Origin of the sequence: Nocardiopsis terrae, from assembly GCF_014651695.1 — a bacterium.
Classification (GTDB): domain Bacteria; phylum Actinomycetota; class Actinomycetes; order Streptosporangiales; family Streptosporangiaceae; genus Nocardiopsis; species Nocardiopsis terrae.
In genome coordinates this window covers 434967-450856 of sequence record NZ_BMXJ01000003.1, presented here as the reverse complement: position 1 = coordinate 450856, position 15890 = coordinate 434967, and the positions used below count along the sequence as shown (strand labels likewise).

At 71.3% G+C, this 15890-nt stretch carries 17 protein-coding genes; 7 read left to right on the top strand and 10 right to left on the bottom strand.

Translation table 11 applies throughout. From position 1 onward, the window contains the following. Positions 1 to 33 precede the first annotated feature (33 nt). Positions 34 to 1005, top strand: coding sequence for a DUF4097 family beta strand repeat-containing protein (locus IE195_RS09810; RefSeq protein WP_191269830.1), 972 nt, complete (start codon positions 34 to 36; stop codon positions 1003 to 1005). A 15-nt stretch (positions 1006 to 1020) separates the two neighbouring features. On the opposite strand, the gene IE195_RS09805 is transcribed toward IE195_RS09810, so the two are convergent. Then, entirely contained in the window at positions 1021 to 1404 is a 384-nt protein-coding gene (locus tag IE195_RS09805; RefSeq protein WP_191269828.1) for a hypothetical protein, read from the bottom strand. A gap of 113 nt (positions 1405 to 1517) precedes the next feature. Between IE195_RS09805 and IE195_RS09800 the strand changes: the two genes are divergently transcribed. Next, positions 1518 to 2534, top strand: coding sequence for a Gfo/Idh/MocA family protein (locus IE195_RS09800; RefSeq protein WP_191269826.1), 1017 nt, complete (start codon positions 1518 to 1520; stop codon positions 2532 to 2534). On the opposite strand, the gene IE195_RS09795 is transcribed toward IE195_RS09800, so the two are convergent. Further along, complete coding sequence (locus IE195_RS09795; RefSeq protein WP_191269824.1) at positions 2512 to 3444, bottom strand: GNAT family N-acetyltransferase; 933 nt, start codon at positions 3442 to 3444, stop codon at positions 2512 to 2514. The genes IE195_RS09800 and IE195_RS09795 overlap by 23 nt on opposite strands. A gap of 103 nt (positions 3445 to 3547) precedes the next feature. Next, on the bottom strand, positions 3548 to 3934 hold the full coding sequence (locus IE195_RS09790; protein ID WP_191269822.1) for a DUF2784 domain-containing protein: 387 nt from the start codon (positions 3932 to 3934) through the stop codon (positions 3548 to 3550). 190 nt (positions 3935 to 4124) lie between these two features. Between IE195_RS09790 and IE195_RS09785 the strand changes: the two genes are divergently transcribed. After that, on the top strand, positions 4125 to 4706 hold the full coding sequence (locus IE195_RS09785; RefSeq protein WP_191269820.1) for a Uma2 family endonuclease: 582 nt from the start codon (positions 4125 to 4127) through the stop codon (positions 4704 to 4706). Between the two features lie 50 nt (positions 4707 to 4756). Here the strand turns inward: IE195_RS09785 and IE195_RS09780 are convergent, their stop codons facing one another. Next, positions 4757 to 5719: a helix-turn-helix transcriptional regulator gene (locus tag IE195_RS09780; protein WP_191269818.1), complete on the bottom strand. Its 963-nt coding sequence runs from the start codon at positions 5717 to 5719 to the stop codon at positions 4757 to 4759. Positions 5720 to 5744: 25 nt separating this feature from the next. After that, a complete protein-coding gene (locus tag IE195_RS09775) occupies positions 5745 to 6953 on the bottom strand; it encodes an MFS transporter (RefSeq protein WP_191269816.1) in 1209 nt (402 codons plus the stop codon). Positions 6954 to 7008: 55 nt separating this feature from the next. Between IE195_RS09775 and IE195_RS09770 the strand changes: the two genes are divergently transcribed. Then, on the top strand, positions 7009 to 7554 hold the full coding sequence (locus IE195_RS09770) for a CGNR zinc finger domain-containing protein (protein WP_191269814.1): 546 nt from the start codon (positions 7009 to 7011) through the stop codon (positions 7552 to 7554). A 99-nt stretch (positions 7555 to 7653) separates the two neighbouring features. Here IE195_RS09770 and IE195_RS09765 read toward each other — a convergent pair whose 3' ends face one another. Beyond that, positions 7654 to 8058, bottom strand: a complete 405-nt coding sequence (locus IE195_RS09765) for a RidA family protein (RefSeq protein WP_191269812.1) — start codon at positions 8056 to 8058, stop codon at positions 7654 to 7656. Positions 8059 to 8140: 82 nt separating this feature from the next. Further along, entirely contained in the window at positions 8141 to 8935 is a 795-nt protein-coding gene (ddaH, locus tag IE195_RS09760) for a dimethylargininase (RefSeq protein WP_191269811.1), read from the bottom strand. A 144-nt stretch (positions 8936 to 9079) separates the two neighbouring features. On the opposite strand from ddaH, the gene IE195_RS09755 reads away from it, so the two are divergent. Then, on the top strand, positions 9080 to 10198 hold the full coding sequence (locus IE195_RS09755) for an NAD(P)/FAD-dependent oxidoreductase (protein WP_191269810.1): 1119 nt from the start codon (positions 9080 to 9082) through the stop codon (positions 10196 to 10198). A 130-nt stretch (positions 10199 to 10328) separates the two neighbouring features. After that, positions 10329 to 10619 (top strand): YiaA/YiaB family inner membrane protein, encoded by a 291-nt coding sequence (locus IE195_RS09750; protein WP_191269809.1) that lies wholly within the window; start codon positions 10329 to 10331, stop codon positions 10617 to 10619. An 84-nt stretch (positions 10620 to 10703) separates the two neighbouring features. Here IE195_RS09750 and bioB read toward each other — a convergent pair whose 3' ends face one another. After that, entirely contained in the window at positions 10704 to 11765 is a 1062-nt protein-coding gene (bioB, locus tag IE195_RS09745) for a biotin synthase BioB (protein ID WP_191269808.1), read from the bottom strand. A gap of 309 nt (positions 11766 to 12074) precedes the next feature. On the opposite strand from bioB, the gene IE195_RS09740 reads away from it, so the two are divergent. Further along, complete coding sequence (locus IE195_RS09740; protein ID WP_191269807.1) at positions 12075 to 13499, top strand: sugar porter family MFS transporter; 1425 nt, start codon at positions 12075 to 12077, stop codon at positions 13497 to 13499. 150 nt (positions 13500 to 13649) lie between these two features. Here the strand turns inward: IE195_RS09740 and IE195_RS09735 are convergent, their stop codons facing one another. Beyond that, positions 13650 to 15320, bottom strand: a complete 1671-nt coding sequence (locus IE195_RS09735; protein ID WP_191269806.1) for an ABC-F family ATP-binding cassette domain-containing protein — start codon at positions 15318 to 15320, stop codon at positions 13650 to 13652. A gap of 297 nt (positions 15321 to 15617) precedes the next feature. Further along, the gene (locus IE195_RS09730) at positions 15618 to 15866 is read right to left on the bottom strand and encodes an SHOCT domain-containing protein (RefSeq protein WP_229826146.1); all 249 of its coding nucleotides are present in this window, start codon (positions 15864 to 15866) and stop codon (positions 15618 to 15620) included. Between the last annotated feature and the right edge of the window lie 24 nt (positions 15867 to 15890).

Here is a 15890-nt window from a genome sequence, read left to right as displayed (position 1 = left end):
AAGGAGGGCCAGGCCTTCCGGGGAAGGAAGAACATGACTTTCAGAGCACGGGGTCTGTACGCCTCGTCGAGCAAGGAGCGGGGGCGCTTCCGCTGGGGCCCGTGGATGGTCCTGGGCGGTGCGCTCGTGCTGATCCTCGTGGTGGTGACGGCGGTGTCCGTGCTGGGCAACGTGGTCGTCCACCAGACGGACCGCGACGACTCCTTCGCCGGGGTGTCCGCGCTCGAACTGACCAACGAGACCGGCGGGCAGGTGACGCTGCGCGGCGGTGACGGGGACGAGGTCCTCCTGGAGCGCAGCCTGCGCGGCAGCCCCCTGTCGGAACCGGACGAGGACGTCGACGCCGACGGCGACACACTGGCGGTCGACACCGACTGCGACGGCTTCCCGTTCTTCACCACCTGCGCGGTGGACTACGAGGTCACCGTCCCTGCGGGGACCCGGGTGACGGTGGAGACCGTCAGCGGCGGGGTCCACGCCCGCGGTCTGGAGGGTGAGCTGAGCGTGGAGGGTGTCAGCGGCGGGGTGCAGGTGGCCGAGCAGAACGGCGACACCCGGATCGAGACGGTCTCGGGCCGGATCACGCTCGAAGGTATGGAAGGCGCGGTCACGGCCCACTCCACCAGCGGCGGTATCACGGCCGGAGGGGAGGGCCCCCTCCTGGACGTTTCCACGACCTCGGGGACGGTCAGCGCCGCGGACTTCACGGCCGAGGAGGTCCGGGCCGAGTCGGTGAGCGGTTCCCTGGAACTCGGCGGCGGGTTCACCACCCTGGAGGCGTCCTCCACCTCCGGCAGTGTGGACATCGCGACCGGCACCCCCTTCGACCTGATGTCGGTGGAGACCGTCAGCGGCAGGGTCGAGGCGTCCGTCCCCGAAGGGGTCTACGAGATCACCGGAGAGTCGGTGTCCGGCTCACGCGAGTTCGATGTGGACACCTCCTCCGGCGCCGACAGCCGCATCGACGTCAACACCACGAGCGGATCGGTGCAGGTTCTCCACTAGGCGACAGCCGGTCGGTCAGCGGCGTTCGAAGCGCAGCGCCGCCCAGTCCGAGTCGATCGGCACCTGGGCGGTGCTGCGCCATCCGGCGTCGGTGAGGGTGTCCCAGCCCTTGTCCGCGGTCAGATCGGTGATGATGGTCCCTCCCCGTTGGGGGAAACACACCCACAGCCGCCCAGCGGCGCCCGCCAGTTCCAGGGCACGCGGCCCCTCCCGATCGACGGTCCCCCGGTCCAGGGCGAACATGTGCACGTCGTCGTACTCGGCGCCCTCGATCGGCCCGAGGTCGATGTGGATGTCGGGCGGTGGGTCCAACAGCCTCAGGTAGCGTTCCGGGGCGTTGAGGACGAGCAGCCGGTCCCCGGGCTCGACCCCGAGCCTCCGGGCGAGTGTCTCCGACATTCCTCCTCCGTTTCACCTTCGTGGTCTCTCGGCCACCGTACGGTTCCACCGCGTCGAATCCGAGGACCTTCCCCGCCTCGACCCGGACATGACCGGGTTTTTAGGATGCCTGTATGACACAACACAACGGTGGGCCGCGCTGGGGCGTGGTGGGAACCGGCGGTATCGCGCACGCCTTCGTCGAAGGGCTCCGGGCCGTCCCCTCGGCCAGGGTAACGGCGGTGAGCTCACGCACCCGAATCCGTGCTGAGGAGTTCGGGGAGGCGTGGGGGATCCCGAACCGCCACGGCAGTTACGAGGAGCTCGCCGCCGACCCCGAGGTGGACGTGGTGTACGTGGCCACACCGCACCCCTGGCACCATCCGAACACCCTGCTGATGCTCAACGCCGGCAAGCACGTGCTGGTAGAGAAGCCCATGGCGATGAACGCCCTCCAGGTGTCGGAGATGGTGGCGGCGGCCCGGGCCAACGACCGCTTCCTGATGGAGGCTATGTGGACGCGCTGTCTTCCCGCTTCCCGGCTGGTCCGCGAACTGGTCGCCGAGGGCGCCCTCGGCGAACTGCGCACGGTCTCGGCCGAGTTCGGGATCAACGTCCCCTACGACCCCGACCACCGGCTGTTCAACGTCGACCTGGGCGGCGGCGCCCAGTTGGACCTGGGTGTGTACCCGCTGGCCCTGGCCTCCCAGTACCTGGGGGAGCTCACCGTGGTGGGCGCGACCCGGCAACTGTCCCCGGACCGGATGGTGGACACCCACACCGTGGTCCTGGCCCGCGGAGAGAACGGTGCCTCGGCCACCCTGAGCTGTGCCTCGCGCACCGCTCTGCCCAACCGCGCGGTGCTGGCGGGGACGGCGGGTTGGTTGGAGATCCCGCGTTTCTGGGCCGCCACCGATGTGGTTCTGCACCGTGACGGGCACGATCCGGAGCGGTTCCACCGCCCCTTCCGGGCCAACGGCTACGAGTACGAGGCCGAGGAGGTGGGCCGCTGTCTGGCCGCGGGGGAGCGGGAGAGCCCGGACATGCCCTGGGCGGAGAGTCTGCGGCTGGCCGGGGTCATGGACCAGGTGCGGGACGTGGGCGGACTGGTCTACAGTCCGACCACCGTCAAAGCCGTCCCCCTGGGATGAGACCGCTCGCGCCCGCCCCGGTGGGGGCGGCCCGGCCGGTGAGGTTCGTGGGAACCGAGCCCCGGACGGGTCGGCCTCCGCCGGCGGGCGCGCGGTGTGTGCCGCGGGGTGCGCGGGCGTGCAGGACCCGGCCCAGATTGGCTCGGGCCAGGGGGAGCGCGCCCATGCGCGCGACCACCAGAACGGCGTCCTTGGGGCCGACGTCGCGGGCGAAGCGCGCGTCCAGGGCGGCGTCGCCGCTGCGCGGTGCGACCCCGTAGATCTCGCCGTCGAACATGCGGTAGGCGTCGCGGACGAGCAGGCTGTCCGGGTCCAGGCGGGGTCCGTCACCGAGCCAGTCGGCGGCGTCGGCGGCGATCCGGCGGACCAGGCTCGGGACGGGACGGCCCTGGCGGGGGAAGACCCGCGCACGCCCCACCCCCTTGCGCCAGCCGGCGTAGACGGCCGGATGCCGGGTGCGCAGGACGACGTAGGTGTTGGACAGGGGGTGGGCCATGACCTCGCGGCCCAGGAAGTGGGTCATGAGGGCGGCCGAGAGACCGGAGCGCCGGTGGGCGGGGACCACACCGGCGGCGTCCAGGTACAGGGCGCGGCGGGAGGCGAAGCGGCGCCGGTGGTAGCCGCCCCAGCCGACGGGGACGCCGTCGGGCCCCAGGACCAGGGCGAGCGAGGAGACCTGGTCGAAGAAGCCGGCGGACATACGGGCGCGCCAGTAACCGGAGTGGTCGGCTCCGAAGGCCCGGGCCGCCAGGTCGCGCAGGGTGGTGTGGAGCAGTTCCCGGCACTCGGGTGCCAGGTCGGCCGGGGTGTCCCAGCGGGCGATGCGGTAGCCGGGCCGTAGCGGGCGAACCGTCGGGGGGACACTGAGTTCGCGCAGTTCCGGGCAGGGGAGTCGGGTCTGGTCGGGCACGCGGAAGCCCCACTTTCATTACTCTACGAAAGTAAACGACTCCTTAACGTAGCGTCTTTGGGGTGTTCCCGGGCCGGGTTGGCTCATTCGGAGGTTCCCGGGACTACCCGGACAGGGCCCCCTCGACCCTCGCGGCCCGCCTCCGGCGCAGGCCCCGGGCGGCCCCCGCGTAGGAGAGCGCGACAAGGCCCGCGATGACGTAACGCGAGGTCATCAGGTGTTCTGCCGGGTAGAGGGATCCGGTGATGTGGTGGTCGATGAACCCGGATCCCATCACCTCGCGGCCGGTGTTCAGCCGCGACCAGTTCTCGATCTCGGTGAGCGGGCACGGCCAGTCGACGATGACGATCCCCAGCGCGTAGGCGGCGACGAACAGGTGCGGCCAGAACAGCCGCGGCCACCTCCAGGAGAGGAACCCGCCGAGGACCACGTAGGCGAAGAACAGGTAGTGGAGGACCATGGCCGTGTGGCCGATGAGGAGGTGCGGCATGGCACGAACCTAGGCGGAGAGGGGCCCCGCGCCCATCGGTTCCCGTACCCACTGCCGGTGGGTGCCCGTACTCATGCGGGTTGGCCCGTGCCGCTGCCGGGGTCCGTCCCGGCCGTCGTTCGTTGGAGCCGGGCGCGGAGGAGCACCCGCGGCTATCCTCGTGTCGAGGAACCCGATCAGTGGAGGCAAGATGTGCGCTCAGCCCGTGCCTGACTGGCTCATCCCACCGACGGAGGGGTTCAGAGCGGAGGACCTGGACCATCTGCCGGACCTGCCGCCGCACACCGAACTGATCGACGGGAGCCTCGTCCTCGTGAGCCCTCAGAAGGTCTTCCACAGCATCCTGATCGACGTGCTGGTGGCGGCCCTGTATCTGGCGACCCCTCGCGAGTACCGAGTCCGCCGGGAGATATCGGTGACCCTGGCTCCCCGGCAGCGCCCCGAACCGGACCTGATGGTGGTCAGGGCGGACGCCTCCACCGGTAAGGACCAGACCGGGTACACGGCCGACTCCGTACTCCTGGCGATCGAGGTGGTCTCACCCGAGTCCGCTGAGCGCGACCGCTACCGGAAGCCTCAGATCTACGCCCAGGCCGGTATCCCGCACTTCTGGCGGATCGAGGACAACGACGGGTCTCCGGTGGTGTACGTCCACGAACTGGAACCCGTCAAATCCTGCTATGTCGTTACGGGCATCTATCACGGCCGTGTCAGGGTCGATCAGCCGTACCCCATCGACATCGACCTGGACGAAGTCCGACACCGGATCTGAGCCGGGCAGCGCTCGGGCGCCCGTGCCGTGGGCAGGGGCCGCTTCCACCTTCAACTCGGGGTCCGGCCCGTGCGGGTGAGGCGCTCGCCCAGGCGGGCCATCTCCGCGCGCAGTTCCGCGGGCTCCTCGACCTCCATCTCCACGTCCAGCATGGCCAGGTAGCAGGCCATGCCCACCAGTTCCTGACCCGCGCACAACAGCACACAGGAGTGCTCGTCCACGGCCTCGATGGGCCCGTAGCGGGCGGCCGGGCCCTCCAGCGCCTCCTCGGCGGACACGCCCAGGCGAACGCGCGCCTTGATCGGCCACATGTGCAGGTTCATCCGCTCGGCCAGGTAGGCCGCCACCCCCTGCTCGGGCGGGTCGCGCGGCGGCACGCGCGGGCCGGTGGGCGTGAGCGGGCGCATCCGGTCCACCCGGAAGGTCCGCCAGTCCTCACGGCCGGTGTCCCAGGCCACCAGGTACCAGCGGCGCCCGTGGGACACCAGCCGGTGCGGCTCCACGATCCGGCGGCTGGCCGCACCCCCGTGGCTCTCGTAGTCGAACCGGAGCCGTTCGCTGTCGCGGCAGGTCGCCGCGATCAGGGCCAGGGTGTCGGCGTCCACCGTGGGCCCCTCGGAGGGCATCGGCACGGTGAAGGCGCCCAGCGCGTCCACCCGGCGGCGCAACCGGGAGGGCAGGACCTGCAGGAGCTTGGCCAGAGCCCGCACCGAGGTCTCCTCGATCCCGGAGACCCCGCCCTGGGCGGCCGTTCGCAAACCAACCGCCACCGCGACCGCCTCGTCGTCGTCCAGCAGCAGCGGGGGCAGCGCGGCGCCCGCCCCCAGCTGGTAGCCGCCGCCGGTGCCCATGGTCGCCTGAATGGGGTAGCCCAGGTCCCGGAGCCGGTCCACGTCGCGCCGTACGGTGCGCGGACTCACCGCCAGGCGGTCGGCGAGGTCCGATCCGGGCCAGTCCTTGCGGGTCTGGAGGAGGGACAGGAGCTGGAGCAGTCGGGCCGATGTCGACTTCATGCCCTGAGTCTGCCAGGAGTCCAGGTCAGTCCCTGTCCTTCAGTCGACAGCTGCGTGGACGCCGTACCCTCCGGGGCTCGGGACGTACCGCGACATGGGCGAGGGCGGCACCGACCTGGAGCGCGGCGGCCACCCCCAGGCACAGGTCCGGGGACCGGTCGGCGAGGGGACCGGCCAGGGCGGCCCCGGCCGCGAAGGCGCTGACCTTCAGGCTCGCCGCGGTGGTGAAGACCTGGGTGCGCAGGCGCTCGGGCGCCTCCCGGTGGCGGACCGCGAAGAGGCTGGTCAGCTGGGGGCCTTCGGCGGCGCCCACCGCGATGGCGGCCAGGACCAGCCACGGGGCGGAGGGCGCCGCGAGTACGCACCCCACCCCCACCGCCTGCACCAGGACACACACCAGCACCACGGTGTCCGGGCGCACCGGCAAGGGGCGGCGGGCCAGGAACAGGTTGGTCAGTACAGAGGCCACGGCCGTCACCGACAACAGGATCGCCCCGTGTTCGGCCCCGCCCAGCAGGCGCTGGCCCAGGAGCGGCGCGCTCACCACGAGCATGCCGGTCCCGGTGACCGACACCGTGGAGACCAGGGTGACCCGCAGCAGCGCCCGTTTGCCCAGCACGGCACGGACCCCGGCGGCGAGCTCGCCCAGCACGGGAGAGGGGTCGGGACGGGCGGGGCGGGCAGGCAGCGCCCAGGCCACGGGGACCGCGAGGGCGATCAGGACCACCGCGGTCACCACCGCCGCCGTGGCACCGGCCCAGACCGCGACCGCTCCGGCCAGTGCCGGCCCGAGCAGGCCGGCCGTGCTGAAGGTCATCGCGTCCCAGGCGTTCGCCCCGGCCATGCGCTCCGGGGACAGGAGCCGGGGCAGCTGCGCCGTCCAGCCGCCGGACAACGCGGGCCCCAGCAGGCCGGTGCCCAGAGCCAGCACCACCACCGGGGCGAGCGGGATCCGCTCCAACAGCAGTGCCACGGAGGCCAGCCCGGCCGTGTAGACAGCCAGAGCAGCTGCCAGAACACGGCCGGGGCGCAGTGCGCGGTCCAGCAGGACACCCACTGCGGGCCCGCCGACCGCGGCGGTCGCGGTGATCCCCGCGAGCAGGGCCGAACCCGTGGCGGCGGTGCCGGTCGCCGCCACCCCCAGGAGCAGCAGAGCGGGGCCCGACATCTCGTCGCCGGTGCGGGCCGTGGCCGCACCGAACAGGTACCGGGGCAGTGCGTGGCGTCGGATCATCCACAGGACGCTACAAAGTAACGCCAGAAGGCACCATGGGCGTTACATTGGAGTCATGGAGACACCCGGCGTGATTGCGGTGGGGGCGGTCCAGTCCGTGGTCGATCGCACCGTCGACCTGCTCGACACCCTGGCATCCGAGGTAGTCACCCCCGCCGAGGTGGCCGTGGTCCTGCGTGAGCACGGCGAGACCGGCCCCGACCCCACCCCCGAGGACGTGGCGGCCCTGCGCGGGGCCGCCACCGAACTCCGCTCCGTGCTGGCCGCCCCCACCCTGGACCTGGCCGCCGAACGGGTCAACGCCCTGCTGGCCCGCACCGCGCACCCGCCCCGGCTGAGCAACCACGGCGGCGCCTTCAGCTGGCACGTGCACGTGGACAGCGACGATGAGGAGGCGCCCTTGGCCGAATGGTTCCTGGCCTCCGCCGGTCTGGTGCTGGCCCTGCTGATCAGTGACCGCCAACGCCTCCCGGGCGGGGTGTGCGCGGCGGGCGGCTGCGAGCGGGTGTTCGTCGACACCGCGCACGGCAGCCGCCGCCGTTACTGCTCCCGCCGCTGCGCCACCCGGGAGCGGGTCGCCGCCCACCGCGCACGCACGTGACCGGGTTCGGGTCCGACGGCGTTCCGGCCCGTCGCCGGTCGGGCAGACCGAGGCTCAGGTCCTCCGTCCGGACCCGGCGCCGGACCTCTCCGGGCGGCCTCAGGGGGTGACGGCCACCGCCTCCACCTCGACCAGCTGGTCCTCGTAGCCCAGCACGGACACACCCAGCAGGGTGCCTGGCGCGTCGTGTTCTCCCATGTGGGAGCGCACCACCTTCCAGACCTCGACCAGGTCCTCCTGTCTGTCGGAGACCACGTACATCCTCATCTGCACGATGTCGGTGAGTTCGGCACCGGCCCCGCGCAGGGCGGTGGCCAGGTTGCGCATCACCTGGTGGGCCTGGCCCGCGTGGTCGCCCACGGCCACCGTGGCGCCGTGCTCGTCCAGCGGGCAGGCCCCCGCCGTCCACACCACGCGTGCCGGGGACTGCGCCGAGGCCGCGTAGGCGTACTCCACCACCGAGGTCAGTTCCTCGTTGCGGATCAGCTTGACCGCACCGCTCATGGATTCCCTTCCCGCCGTTCGGAGGTTTCGGGGGGACAACGGCTGCGCGCGGCCCGCGGTTCCGCCCCGAGGCGGAAATCCGTCAGGCGCGGCTGCGCGCCCCGTCAGGAATCAGGACGCTCAGGCAGGTCACGCAGGCCTCCAGCCTCTCGAACTCGGAGATGTCCACAGGCAGCACCCGCCAGTGGTCCGCGGTCAGCCCGCGGATGGTCTCGTGGGCGGCTGCGCTGACCAGGACGTCCCGTCCGCCCAGGGGCAGAACGTGCGCGCCCGATTCCTCGGGGGCGCGCCGGATCGGCGGCAGGGAGGGGGAGTCGACCAGTTCGGGCAGACCGACGAGTGAGCCGTCGGGCAGAGCGGTCACCGCGGACTTCAGGTGGAGCGCCCGTCCCAGGGCGACCCGGTGAACCTTGCGGCCCAGCGGCGCCAGGAGCTGTTCGAGCTGCTCGACGCCTTCTTCGTTGGTCCTGGCGCCCACACCCGTGTAGACGGTGTCCCCGACCTGGAGGACGTCGCCGCCGTCCAGGGTTCCGGGCGCCTCGATCCGGGCCACCCGCAGCCCCAGGGCGCGGACGGCCTCCTCCACCCCCTCGACCTCACCGCGCCGGGTCTCGGCCCCGGGCCGGGTCAGGACAGCGAGGTCCTCGCACACCACCAGCGGGTCCTCGACGAACACCGAGTCCGGGTGCTCCGGTGCGGGGTCCACCTCGTGCACCCGCCAGCCCGCCGAGGCGACCGTCTCCTGGTAGATGGTGTACTGGCGCGCCGCCAGCACCGGGTCCACCGGGGTCCGGGGGATGTGCGTGACGATGCCCTCCGCCAGCCGGGGGCTGGGACGACGCATCAGGGCGACACCGTGGTAGGTGTAACCGTCCATACGACCTCCTGGGATTGGTCAGGGAAAGGGGGCCGGGCTCCGTTGGGAAGCCGCAGCGTATCGCGCTCCCATACCCCGTTTCCGGGACCGGCACGCGGGCCCGGCGGCTTGTCCGTGGGAGCTGGTCGGGGCAGGGTGGGACATATGGACGTCATCGTTGTCGGCGGCGGGATCGTGGGAACCAGCGCGGCCTTCCACCTGGCCGGGAAGGGCGTGTCCACGGCGCTGGTGGACTCCTCGCACCCGGGGCAGGCCACGGCGGCCGGAGCGGGGGTGGTCTTCCCCTGGCCGTTCCCCTGGGACCCGCCTCCGGTGCGGGACTTCAAGGCTCGTGCGGCCGAGCACTACCCGCGGCTGATGGCGGAGCTGGCCGAGGACGGTCAGGTCACCGGTTACGAGGTGGTCGGCGGGATGTCGGTGGACCGCGAGGGCGAGGACGCGGGGTACGAGCTGCTCAGCACCCTGGCGGAGCTGCCCGAGTACGCGTCGATGGGGCGCGTGGAACGGTTGGCGGAGGGCGAGCCGCGCGAGCGCTTCCCGCTGGTTCCCGAACCCTACGGCGGGGTGTACGTGGAGGGCATGGCCCGGCTGAACGCCGTGAGGGCGCGCACGGCGCTGTTCAACGCCGCCGAGGAACGGGGCCTGCACTACTTCAAGGGCGACGCCCGGCTGTTGTGGAACGGGAGCCGGGTCACCGGGGTCCGGGTGGGCGCCGAGGACCTGGAGGCGCCGGTGGTGGTCGTGGCGGCCGGAGCCTGGTCGGCCGACCTGCTGGCGGTGACCGGCGTCGAGCTGGGGGTGCGCCCGGTCCGGGGCCAGATCACCCACTTCGCCCTGCCCGGGAGGGACACGCGTGCCTGGCCGGTGGTGCGTTTCGGCGAGCGGGACTACTTCGCTCTGGCGTTCGGCCCCGACCGGGTGGTGACCGGAGGCACCCTGGAACCCGGGGCGGGCTTCGACCGGAGGGTGACGGCCACGGGCCTGCTGCACAACCTTTCCACGGCCATGGAGGTCCTACCCGGGCTGGCCGACGCGACCGTGGTCGAGACCAGGGTCGGTTTCCGGCCCGGCACCCACGACGGACATCAGCTGCTCGGCCCGGTCGAACGCCTCCCCGGAGTGCTGGTGGCCACCGGTCTGGGCTCGGAAGGGCTGACCTTCGGTCCCTTCCAGGGGTTGGTCGCCGCCCGTCTGGCGATGGGGGAGGACCCCGGCGTGGACCTGTCCGCCTTCGTTCCCGAACGCAGCCAGACACCGCGCTGACTCCGATCGGACCGGGTATCGGGGGGCACGGGCCCGGTCGTCGCGGTCTTCGGTCCCCGGTCGGCGGCGGGGCGGGCGGTTGAGTAGGGATACTCAGGCGTTGACCGGAGGACTCGGCCACCATGGACCCATGAACGCACCGATCCCTCAGCCCCGGTCCACCCCCCAGTTCTACCTGCAGTCGATGCTGGCCTTCGCGGTCTCCGCCGCCGGTTCCGGCGTCGGGATCGTCTTCCTCCCCGTCGACCTGTGGATGCGTGCCTTCCTCGGCATGAGCCTGCTGTTCGTCATCACCTCCACCTTCACACTCGCCAAGTGCGTCCGTGACCGGCAGGAGGACACGGCCATGGCCGAGCAGGCGCAGTACTACCAGCAGCTGCCGATATGGCAGGGGGACCAGCAGGTCCAGCCCAGGTCCTGAAGCCGGGCACCGCGCCGGGGGAGCGCGGTGCCCGCCGGAACGGCGCCGGCGGGGGCGGCGCCGTTCCGGCGGGCACGTCAGCGGTCAGGCGTTGGGCGGAAGGGCGGTCCCGGCGCCCCGCTGGCGTGTCCTGAGCAGGTCGTGGCGTTCGCCGGGGAGCGTGGGCTCGCCCGCGCCCTGCACCACGAAACCGGCGTCAGCGATCATCTCCAGGTCGTCCCTGCCCTCCTGCCCCTCACTGGTGAGGTAGTCGCCGAGGAAGATCGAGTTGGCGATGTGCAGCGCCAGGGGCTGGAGGGAGCGCAGGTGGATCTCGCGCCCGCCCGCCAGGCGTACCTCCACGTCGGGGAAGACGAACCGGGTGGCGGCCAGGATGCGCAGGCAGCGCTGCGGGGTCAGGTCCCAGGTGCCCTCCAGCGGTGTGCCCTCGAAGGGCATGAGGAAGTTGACCGGAACCGAGTCCGGGCTGAGCTCGCGCAGGGCGTACAGGGCGTCGACGAGGTCGTCGTCGCTCTCCTTCATGCCCGCGATCAGCCCCGAGCAGGGGGAGAGCCCCGCGTGCTTGGCCTGTTCGACGGTCTCCACCCGGTCGGTGAACTCGTGTGTGGTGCAGATGTCGGCGTAGCGCTCTTCGGAGGTGTTGAGGTTGTGGTTGTAGGCGTCGACCCCGGCCTCACGCAGCTTCTCGGCCTGGCCGTCGGAGAGCAGTCCGAGGCAGGCGCAGACCTCGACACCGGGGTACTCGTCCTTGATCCCCTCCACCGCCGGGGCGAGACGGGCCACGTCGCGGTCGGTGGGGCCGCGTCCGCTGGCGACCAGGCACACGCGGCTGGCCCCGGCCCTGACCCCGTGGGAGACGGCCTCACGTGTCTGGTCGGGTTTGAGCCAGGTGTACTTGACGATCTCGGCCTGTGAACCCAGGCGCTGGGAGCAGTAGAAGCAGTCCTCCGGGCACAGTCCGCTCTTCATGTTCACGAGGTAGTTGAGTTTGACGCGGCGCTCGAAGTAGCGACGGCGGACCCGTGACGCGGCGGCGACCAGGTCCATCAGGTCGTCGTCGGTGCTGGTCAGCACCTCCAGGAGTTCGTCGCGGGTGGGCGTCTCACGGCGAAGGGCCTTCTCGGCCAGGGTGTGGAATGTCGTCACGGGGTCGATCCTGGAGGCTGGGAGCGCGCCCGCACAGTTGCCGAACCCGCCAAGAATCCGGCCGAAGTCTTGTGTGCTGCGCAAGTGTGCCTGGTCAGGAACCTTCTCGGGGGAGTTTGGCCGTATCCGGCCACGGCTCTTCAGGGGGGCCGTTGCCGGTGGCCGGGCCGGGGCTCGCGCCTCTGCCACAGGGGCGGGCGTCGGCGTGTGTTCGGCCTTCTCAGCGTTGCGTTCACACATTCCCCCGGAACGTGCTGCATCGTGGTGCCAGCCCGGGCAGTCGGGCACGCCCAGGGGAGGGAGTCCGGAGTGAGTGGAGTCGGAAGCAGCCAGGTTGGGGGGTCCGGCGGGGACGTCAGTCTGGTCCACGTGACGATGATCGCGGCGGCGGCCGCGATGGGCGGATTCCTGTTCGGCTACGACAGCGCGGTGATCAACGGTGCGGTCGACGCCATCCAGCAGAGGTTCGAGGTGGGCCCCGGGGTGCTCGGGTTCACCATCGCCGCCGCCCTGCTCGGCTGTGTGGTGGGCGCGGCGACGGCGGGCAACCTCGCCGACAGGCTGGGCCGGATCCGGGTCATGCAGATCGCCGGTGTGCTGTTCGCCGTCAGCGCCATCGGCTCGGCCCTGCCGTTCTCGGTGGTGGACCTGACCCTGTGGCGGATCGTCGGCGGGGCGGCCATCGGTATGGCCTCGGTGATCGCGCCGACCTACATCGCCGAGGTCTCACCCGCCGCCTACCGCGGTCGGCTGGCCTCCCTGCAGCAGCTCGCCATCGTGTTGGGCATCGCGTGTTCGCAACTGGTCAACTACGCGATCGCCCAGGCGGCCGGCGGCAGCGCGCAGAACGCGCTGGGGCCCGTGCAGGCCTGGCAGTGGATGCTGGGCATCGAGGTGCTGCCCGCCCTGGTCTACCTGAGCCTGAGCCTGGTCATCCCCGAGTCCCCCCGGTACCTGGTCCGGGTGGGGCGGGTGGACCAGGCCCGCGAGATCCTGAGCGGTGTCGAGGGCGGCGGGACCGCGCGGATCGAGCAGCGTATCGGTGAGATCCGGGAGGCCCTGGGGGCGGAGGTCCGCACCCGGCTGCGCGACCTCACCGGGCGCTACGGGCTGTTGCCGATCGTGTGGATCGGTATGGCCGTCTCGGCCTTCCAACAACTGGTGGGCATCAACGTCATCTTCTACTACTCCAGCTCCCTGTGGCAGTCGGTGGGCGTCGCCGAGTCGGACTCGCTCCTGCTGAGCCTGTTCACCTCGGTGGTGAACATCGTGGGTACCGTGATCGCGATCCTGCTGGTGGACCGGGTCGGCCGCAAACCCCTGCTGCTGGTGGGTTCGGCCGGGATGACCGTGGCACTGGCGGCGACCGCCTACGCGTTCAGCAACGCCGTGGTCCGGGGCGAGGAGGTCGTCCTCCCGTTCGACTGGGGTGTGGTGGCACTGGTCTCGGCCAGCTCCTTCGTGCTGTTCTTCGCGCTGTCCTGGGGTGTGGTCGTGTGGGTGCTGCTGGGTGAGATGTTCCCGCTGCGTATCCGCGCCGCCGCCATGGGTGTGGCCACCGCGACCCAGTGGCTGACCAACTGGCTCATCACCGTGAGTTTCCCGAGTCTGCGTGACTGGAGCCTGCCGGGTACGTACGTGATGTACGCCGGGTTCGCACTGCTGTCGTTCCTGTTCGTGTGGAAGTTCGTCAAGGAGACCAAGGGCAAGACCCTGGAGGAGATGCGGGGTTGATCGCCCGGCGGCCCTTTCCCGCCTGCCACGAGCCAGCAGCTGAGGCTTCCGGGGGGGGCAGATGGGGGGCAGGAAGGGCGAACGGCCGGTGCGGTTCCCGTGCACGGGAACCGCACCGGCCGTTCGGGGCGGGGCTCGGAGGCCGTCCGCTCAGACCTGACCGGGCGCCCGGCCCTCGAACAGGTCGCGCACCTCCTCGGCCGTGCTCTCCCGCAGCTCGTCATCGAGCAGCAACCACCGGGTGATCCCGACCGACTCCAGGAACCGCAGGTCGTGGCTGGCGACCAGAAGCGCTCCCCGGTAGGCCTCCAGGGCGTTGGTCAGCTGCCGCACGCTGGACAGGTCCAGGTTGTTGGTCGGCTCGTCCAGCATCAGCAGCTGCGGGGCAGGGGAGGCCAGCATCGTCGCTGCCAGGGCGGCCCGGAAGCGCTCACCACCGGACAGCGTCCCGGCGGTCTGCGCGGCCCGCGACCCCTTGAACAGGAATCGGGCCAACTGGGCGCGGATGTGCTGGGCGGTCACGCCCGGCGCCATCCGTGAGACGTTCTCGAAGACGCTCAACTCCTCGTCCAACACGTCCAGCCGCTGCGGCAGGAACCGGGCCGGAACGGACACCCTGACCCGGCCCTCCACCGGTTCGTCCGATCCGGTGAGGGTGCGCAACAGCGTGGTCTTACCGGAGCCGTTACGGCCGACCAGGGCGATCCGCTCGGGGCCGCGCACCATGAGGTCTCCCCCGACCAGTCTGCCGAACCGGGGACGCAGCCCGCTCAGTTCCAGCACGTCACGGCCGTTGGGTACCTCGGTGTGCGGAAGCTCCACCCTGATCTCGGCGTCCCTGCGGACAGCGTCGGCCGCCTCCTCCCGCCGCTCGCGGGCCTCCTCCAGCCGGTCCTCGTGCACACCGCGGAGCTTGCCCGCGGACTGCTGGGCGGCCTTCTTCAACTCGTTCGCGACGATCTTCGGGACACCGCCCTGGGCGTCCAGCCTCCTGCTCCTGCTCTGCCGTTTGGCCAGTTTGACCTGGGTCTCCTCCAGTTCGCGCTTCTGTCGGCGCACGTCCGCGTCCGCGGAGCGCAGCATACGTTCGGCCGCCTCCTGCTGGACGGCCAAGGCCTCCTGGTAGTCGGACCAGCCGCCCCCGTAGACCGTCACGGAGCCGGTGCGCAGTTCGGCGATACGGTCCACCCGTTCCAGGAGTTCGAGGTCGTGGCTGACCACGATCAGGGAACCGGAGCGCCAGGTCTCCACGGTTTCGTGGAGTCTGCGGCGCGCGTACAGGTCGAGGTTGTTGGTCGGCTCGTCCAGCAGGAGCACGTCGGGGCGCTCCAGCAGTACCGCGGCCAGGCGCAGCAGGACGGTTTCGCCACCGGAGAGCTGGCCCACGGTGCGATCCAGTCCGATGCCGCCCAGGCCGAGTGAGCCCAGGGTCGCCAGGGTGCGCTCCTCGATGTCCCAGTCGTCGCCGACGGTCTCGAAGTGCCGTTCCGAGGCGTCGCCCGCCTCGATGGCGTGCAGCGCGGCGCGCTTGTCGGCGATGCCCAGGGCCCGGTCGACCCGCAGGCCGGTGTCGAGGGTGACGTTCTGCGGCAGGTAGGCCAGGCTGCCGCCGACGGTCACCGAGCCCCGGGCGGGGCGCAACCGCCCGGCCAGCAGCCGGAGCAGGGTGGACTTGCCTGCGCCGTTGGTGCCGACCAGCCCGGTACGGCCCCTGCCCAGGGTGAGGGAGAGCCCGTCGAAGACCGCGGTGCCGTCCTTCCACCGAAAGGACAGGTCGGAGCAGGCCGCGGCGGCACTCGCGGTGGTACTGGTTTTTGACATGGGTGTTCTCGCAGTCAGAAGCGGTGTGGAAAGGGCTTCGTGTGCGAGCACCACGCGGCAGACGGGCGAGAGGGTCCTGGAGTGGTCAGGGACGGCTCATACACCGAGGTTCCATACACGCGACGGGCAGGCCGGTTACCGGCGCCGTACCGCGTGATGATCGCGAACCTCAGATGCGCAACGTCCACCTCTATCGGAGACGACAGGACGTGAGTACCCTACCCATCCGGTCCGTGCTGTCAACCGTTTTCCGGGGGCTCCGGTGAGGGAGGCGCGGGGAGGCCGCGGAGGAGGAGGTCAGTACTCCTCGAGGTCGATCTTGCGCTGGAGGTACTCCTCCCGGCTGATCTCACCTCGGGCGTAGCGCATCCGCAGCTCCTGCGCGGCGGCGTCCAGCTCCGGGGAGGCGGGCCGCCGGGGAGCCTCGGGGAGCGGTTTCCCGTGGCGCTGCCTGAGGGCCCGGCTGACCTCGGTGACGGTGAGCACGAAGAAGAAGGCCAGCGCCAACATGACCAGGATCATGACCGCGGCGACGAAGATGTTCACAGACCCACTCCCTTGGCTGTGCGA

Excerpts from the sequence above, each read along its gene's own strand:
- IE195_RS09810 (WP_191269830.1), top strand. The coding sequence starts at position 34 with ATGACTTTCAGAGCACGGGGTCTGTACGCCTCGTCGAGCAAGGAGCGG.
- IE195_RS09805 (WP_191269828.1), bottom strand. The coding sequence starts at position 1,404 with ATGTCGGAGACACTCGCCCGGAGGCTCGGGGTCGAGCCCGGGGACCGG.
- IE195_RS09800 (WP_191269826.1), top strand. The coding sequence starts at position 1,518 with ATGACACAACACAACGGTGGGCCGCGCTGGGGCGTGGTGGGAACCGGC.
- IE195_RS09790 (WP_191269822.1), bottom strand. The coding sequence starts at position 3,934 with ATGCCGCACCTCCTCATCGGCCACACGGCCATGGTCCTCCACTACCTG.
- IE195_RS09785 (WP_191269820.1), top strand. The coding sequence starts at position 4,125 with ATGTGCGCTCAGCCCGTGCCTGACTGGCTCATCCCACCGACGGAGGGG.
- IE195_RS09780 (WP_191269818.1), bottom strand. The coding sequence starts at position 5,719 with ATGAAGTCGACATCGGCCCGACTGCTCCAGCTCCTGTCCCTCCTCCAG.
- IE195_RS09775 (WP_191269816.1), bottom strand. The coding sequence starts at position 6,953 with ATGATCCGACGCCACGCACTGCCCCGGTACCTGTTCGGTGCGGCCACG.
- IE195_RS09770 (WP_191269814.1), top strand. The coding sequence starts at position 7,009 with ATGGAGACACCCGGCGTGATTGCGGTGGGGGCGGTCCAGTCCGTGGTC.
- IE195_RS09765 (WP_191269812.1), bottom strand. The coding sequence starts at position 8,058 with ATGAGCGGTGCGGTCAAGCTGATCCGCAACGAGGAACTGACCTCGGTG.
- ddaH (WP_191269811.1), bottom strand. The coding sequence starts at position 8,935 with ATGGACGGTTACACCTACCACGGTGTCGCCCTGATGCGTCGTCCCAGC.
- IE195_RS09755 (WP_191269810.1), top strand. The coding sequence starts at position 9,080 with ATGGACGTCATCGTTGTCGGCGGCGGGATCGTGGGAACCAGCGCGGCC.
- IE195_RS09750 (WP_191269809.1), top strand. The coding sequence starts at position 10,329 with ATGAACGCACCGATCCCTCAGCCCCGGTCCACCCCCCAGTTCTACCTG.
- IE195_RS09735 (WP_191269806.1), bottom strand. The coding sequence starts at position 15,320 with ATGTCAAAAACCAGTACCACCGCGAGTGCCGCCGCGGCCTGCTCCGAC.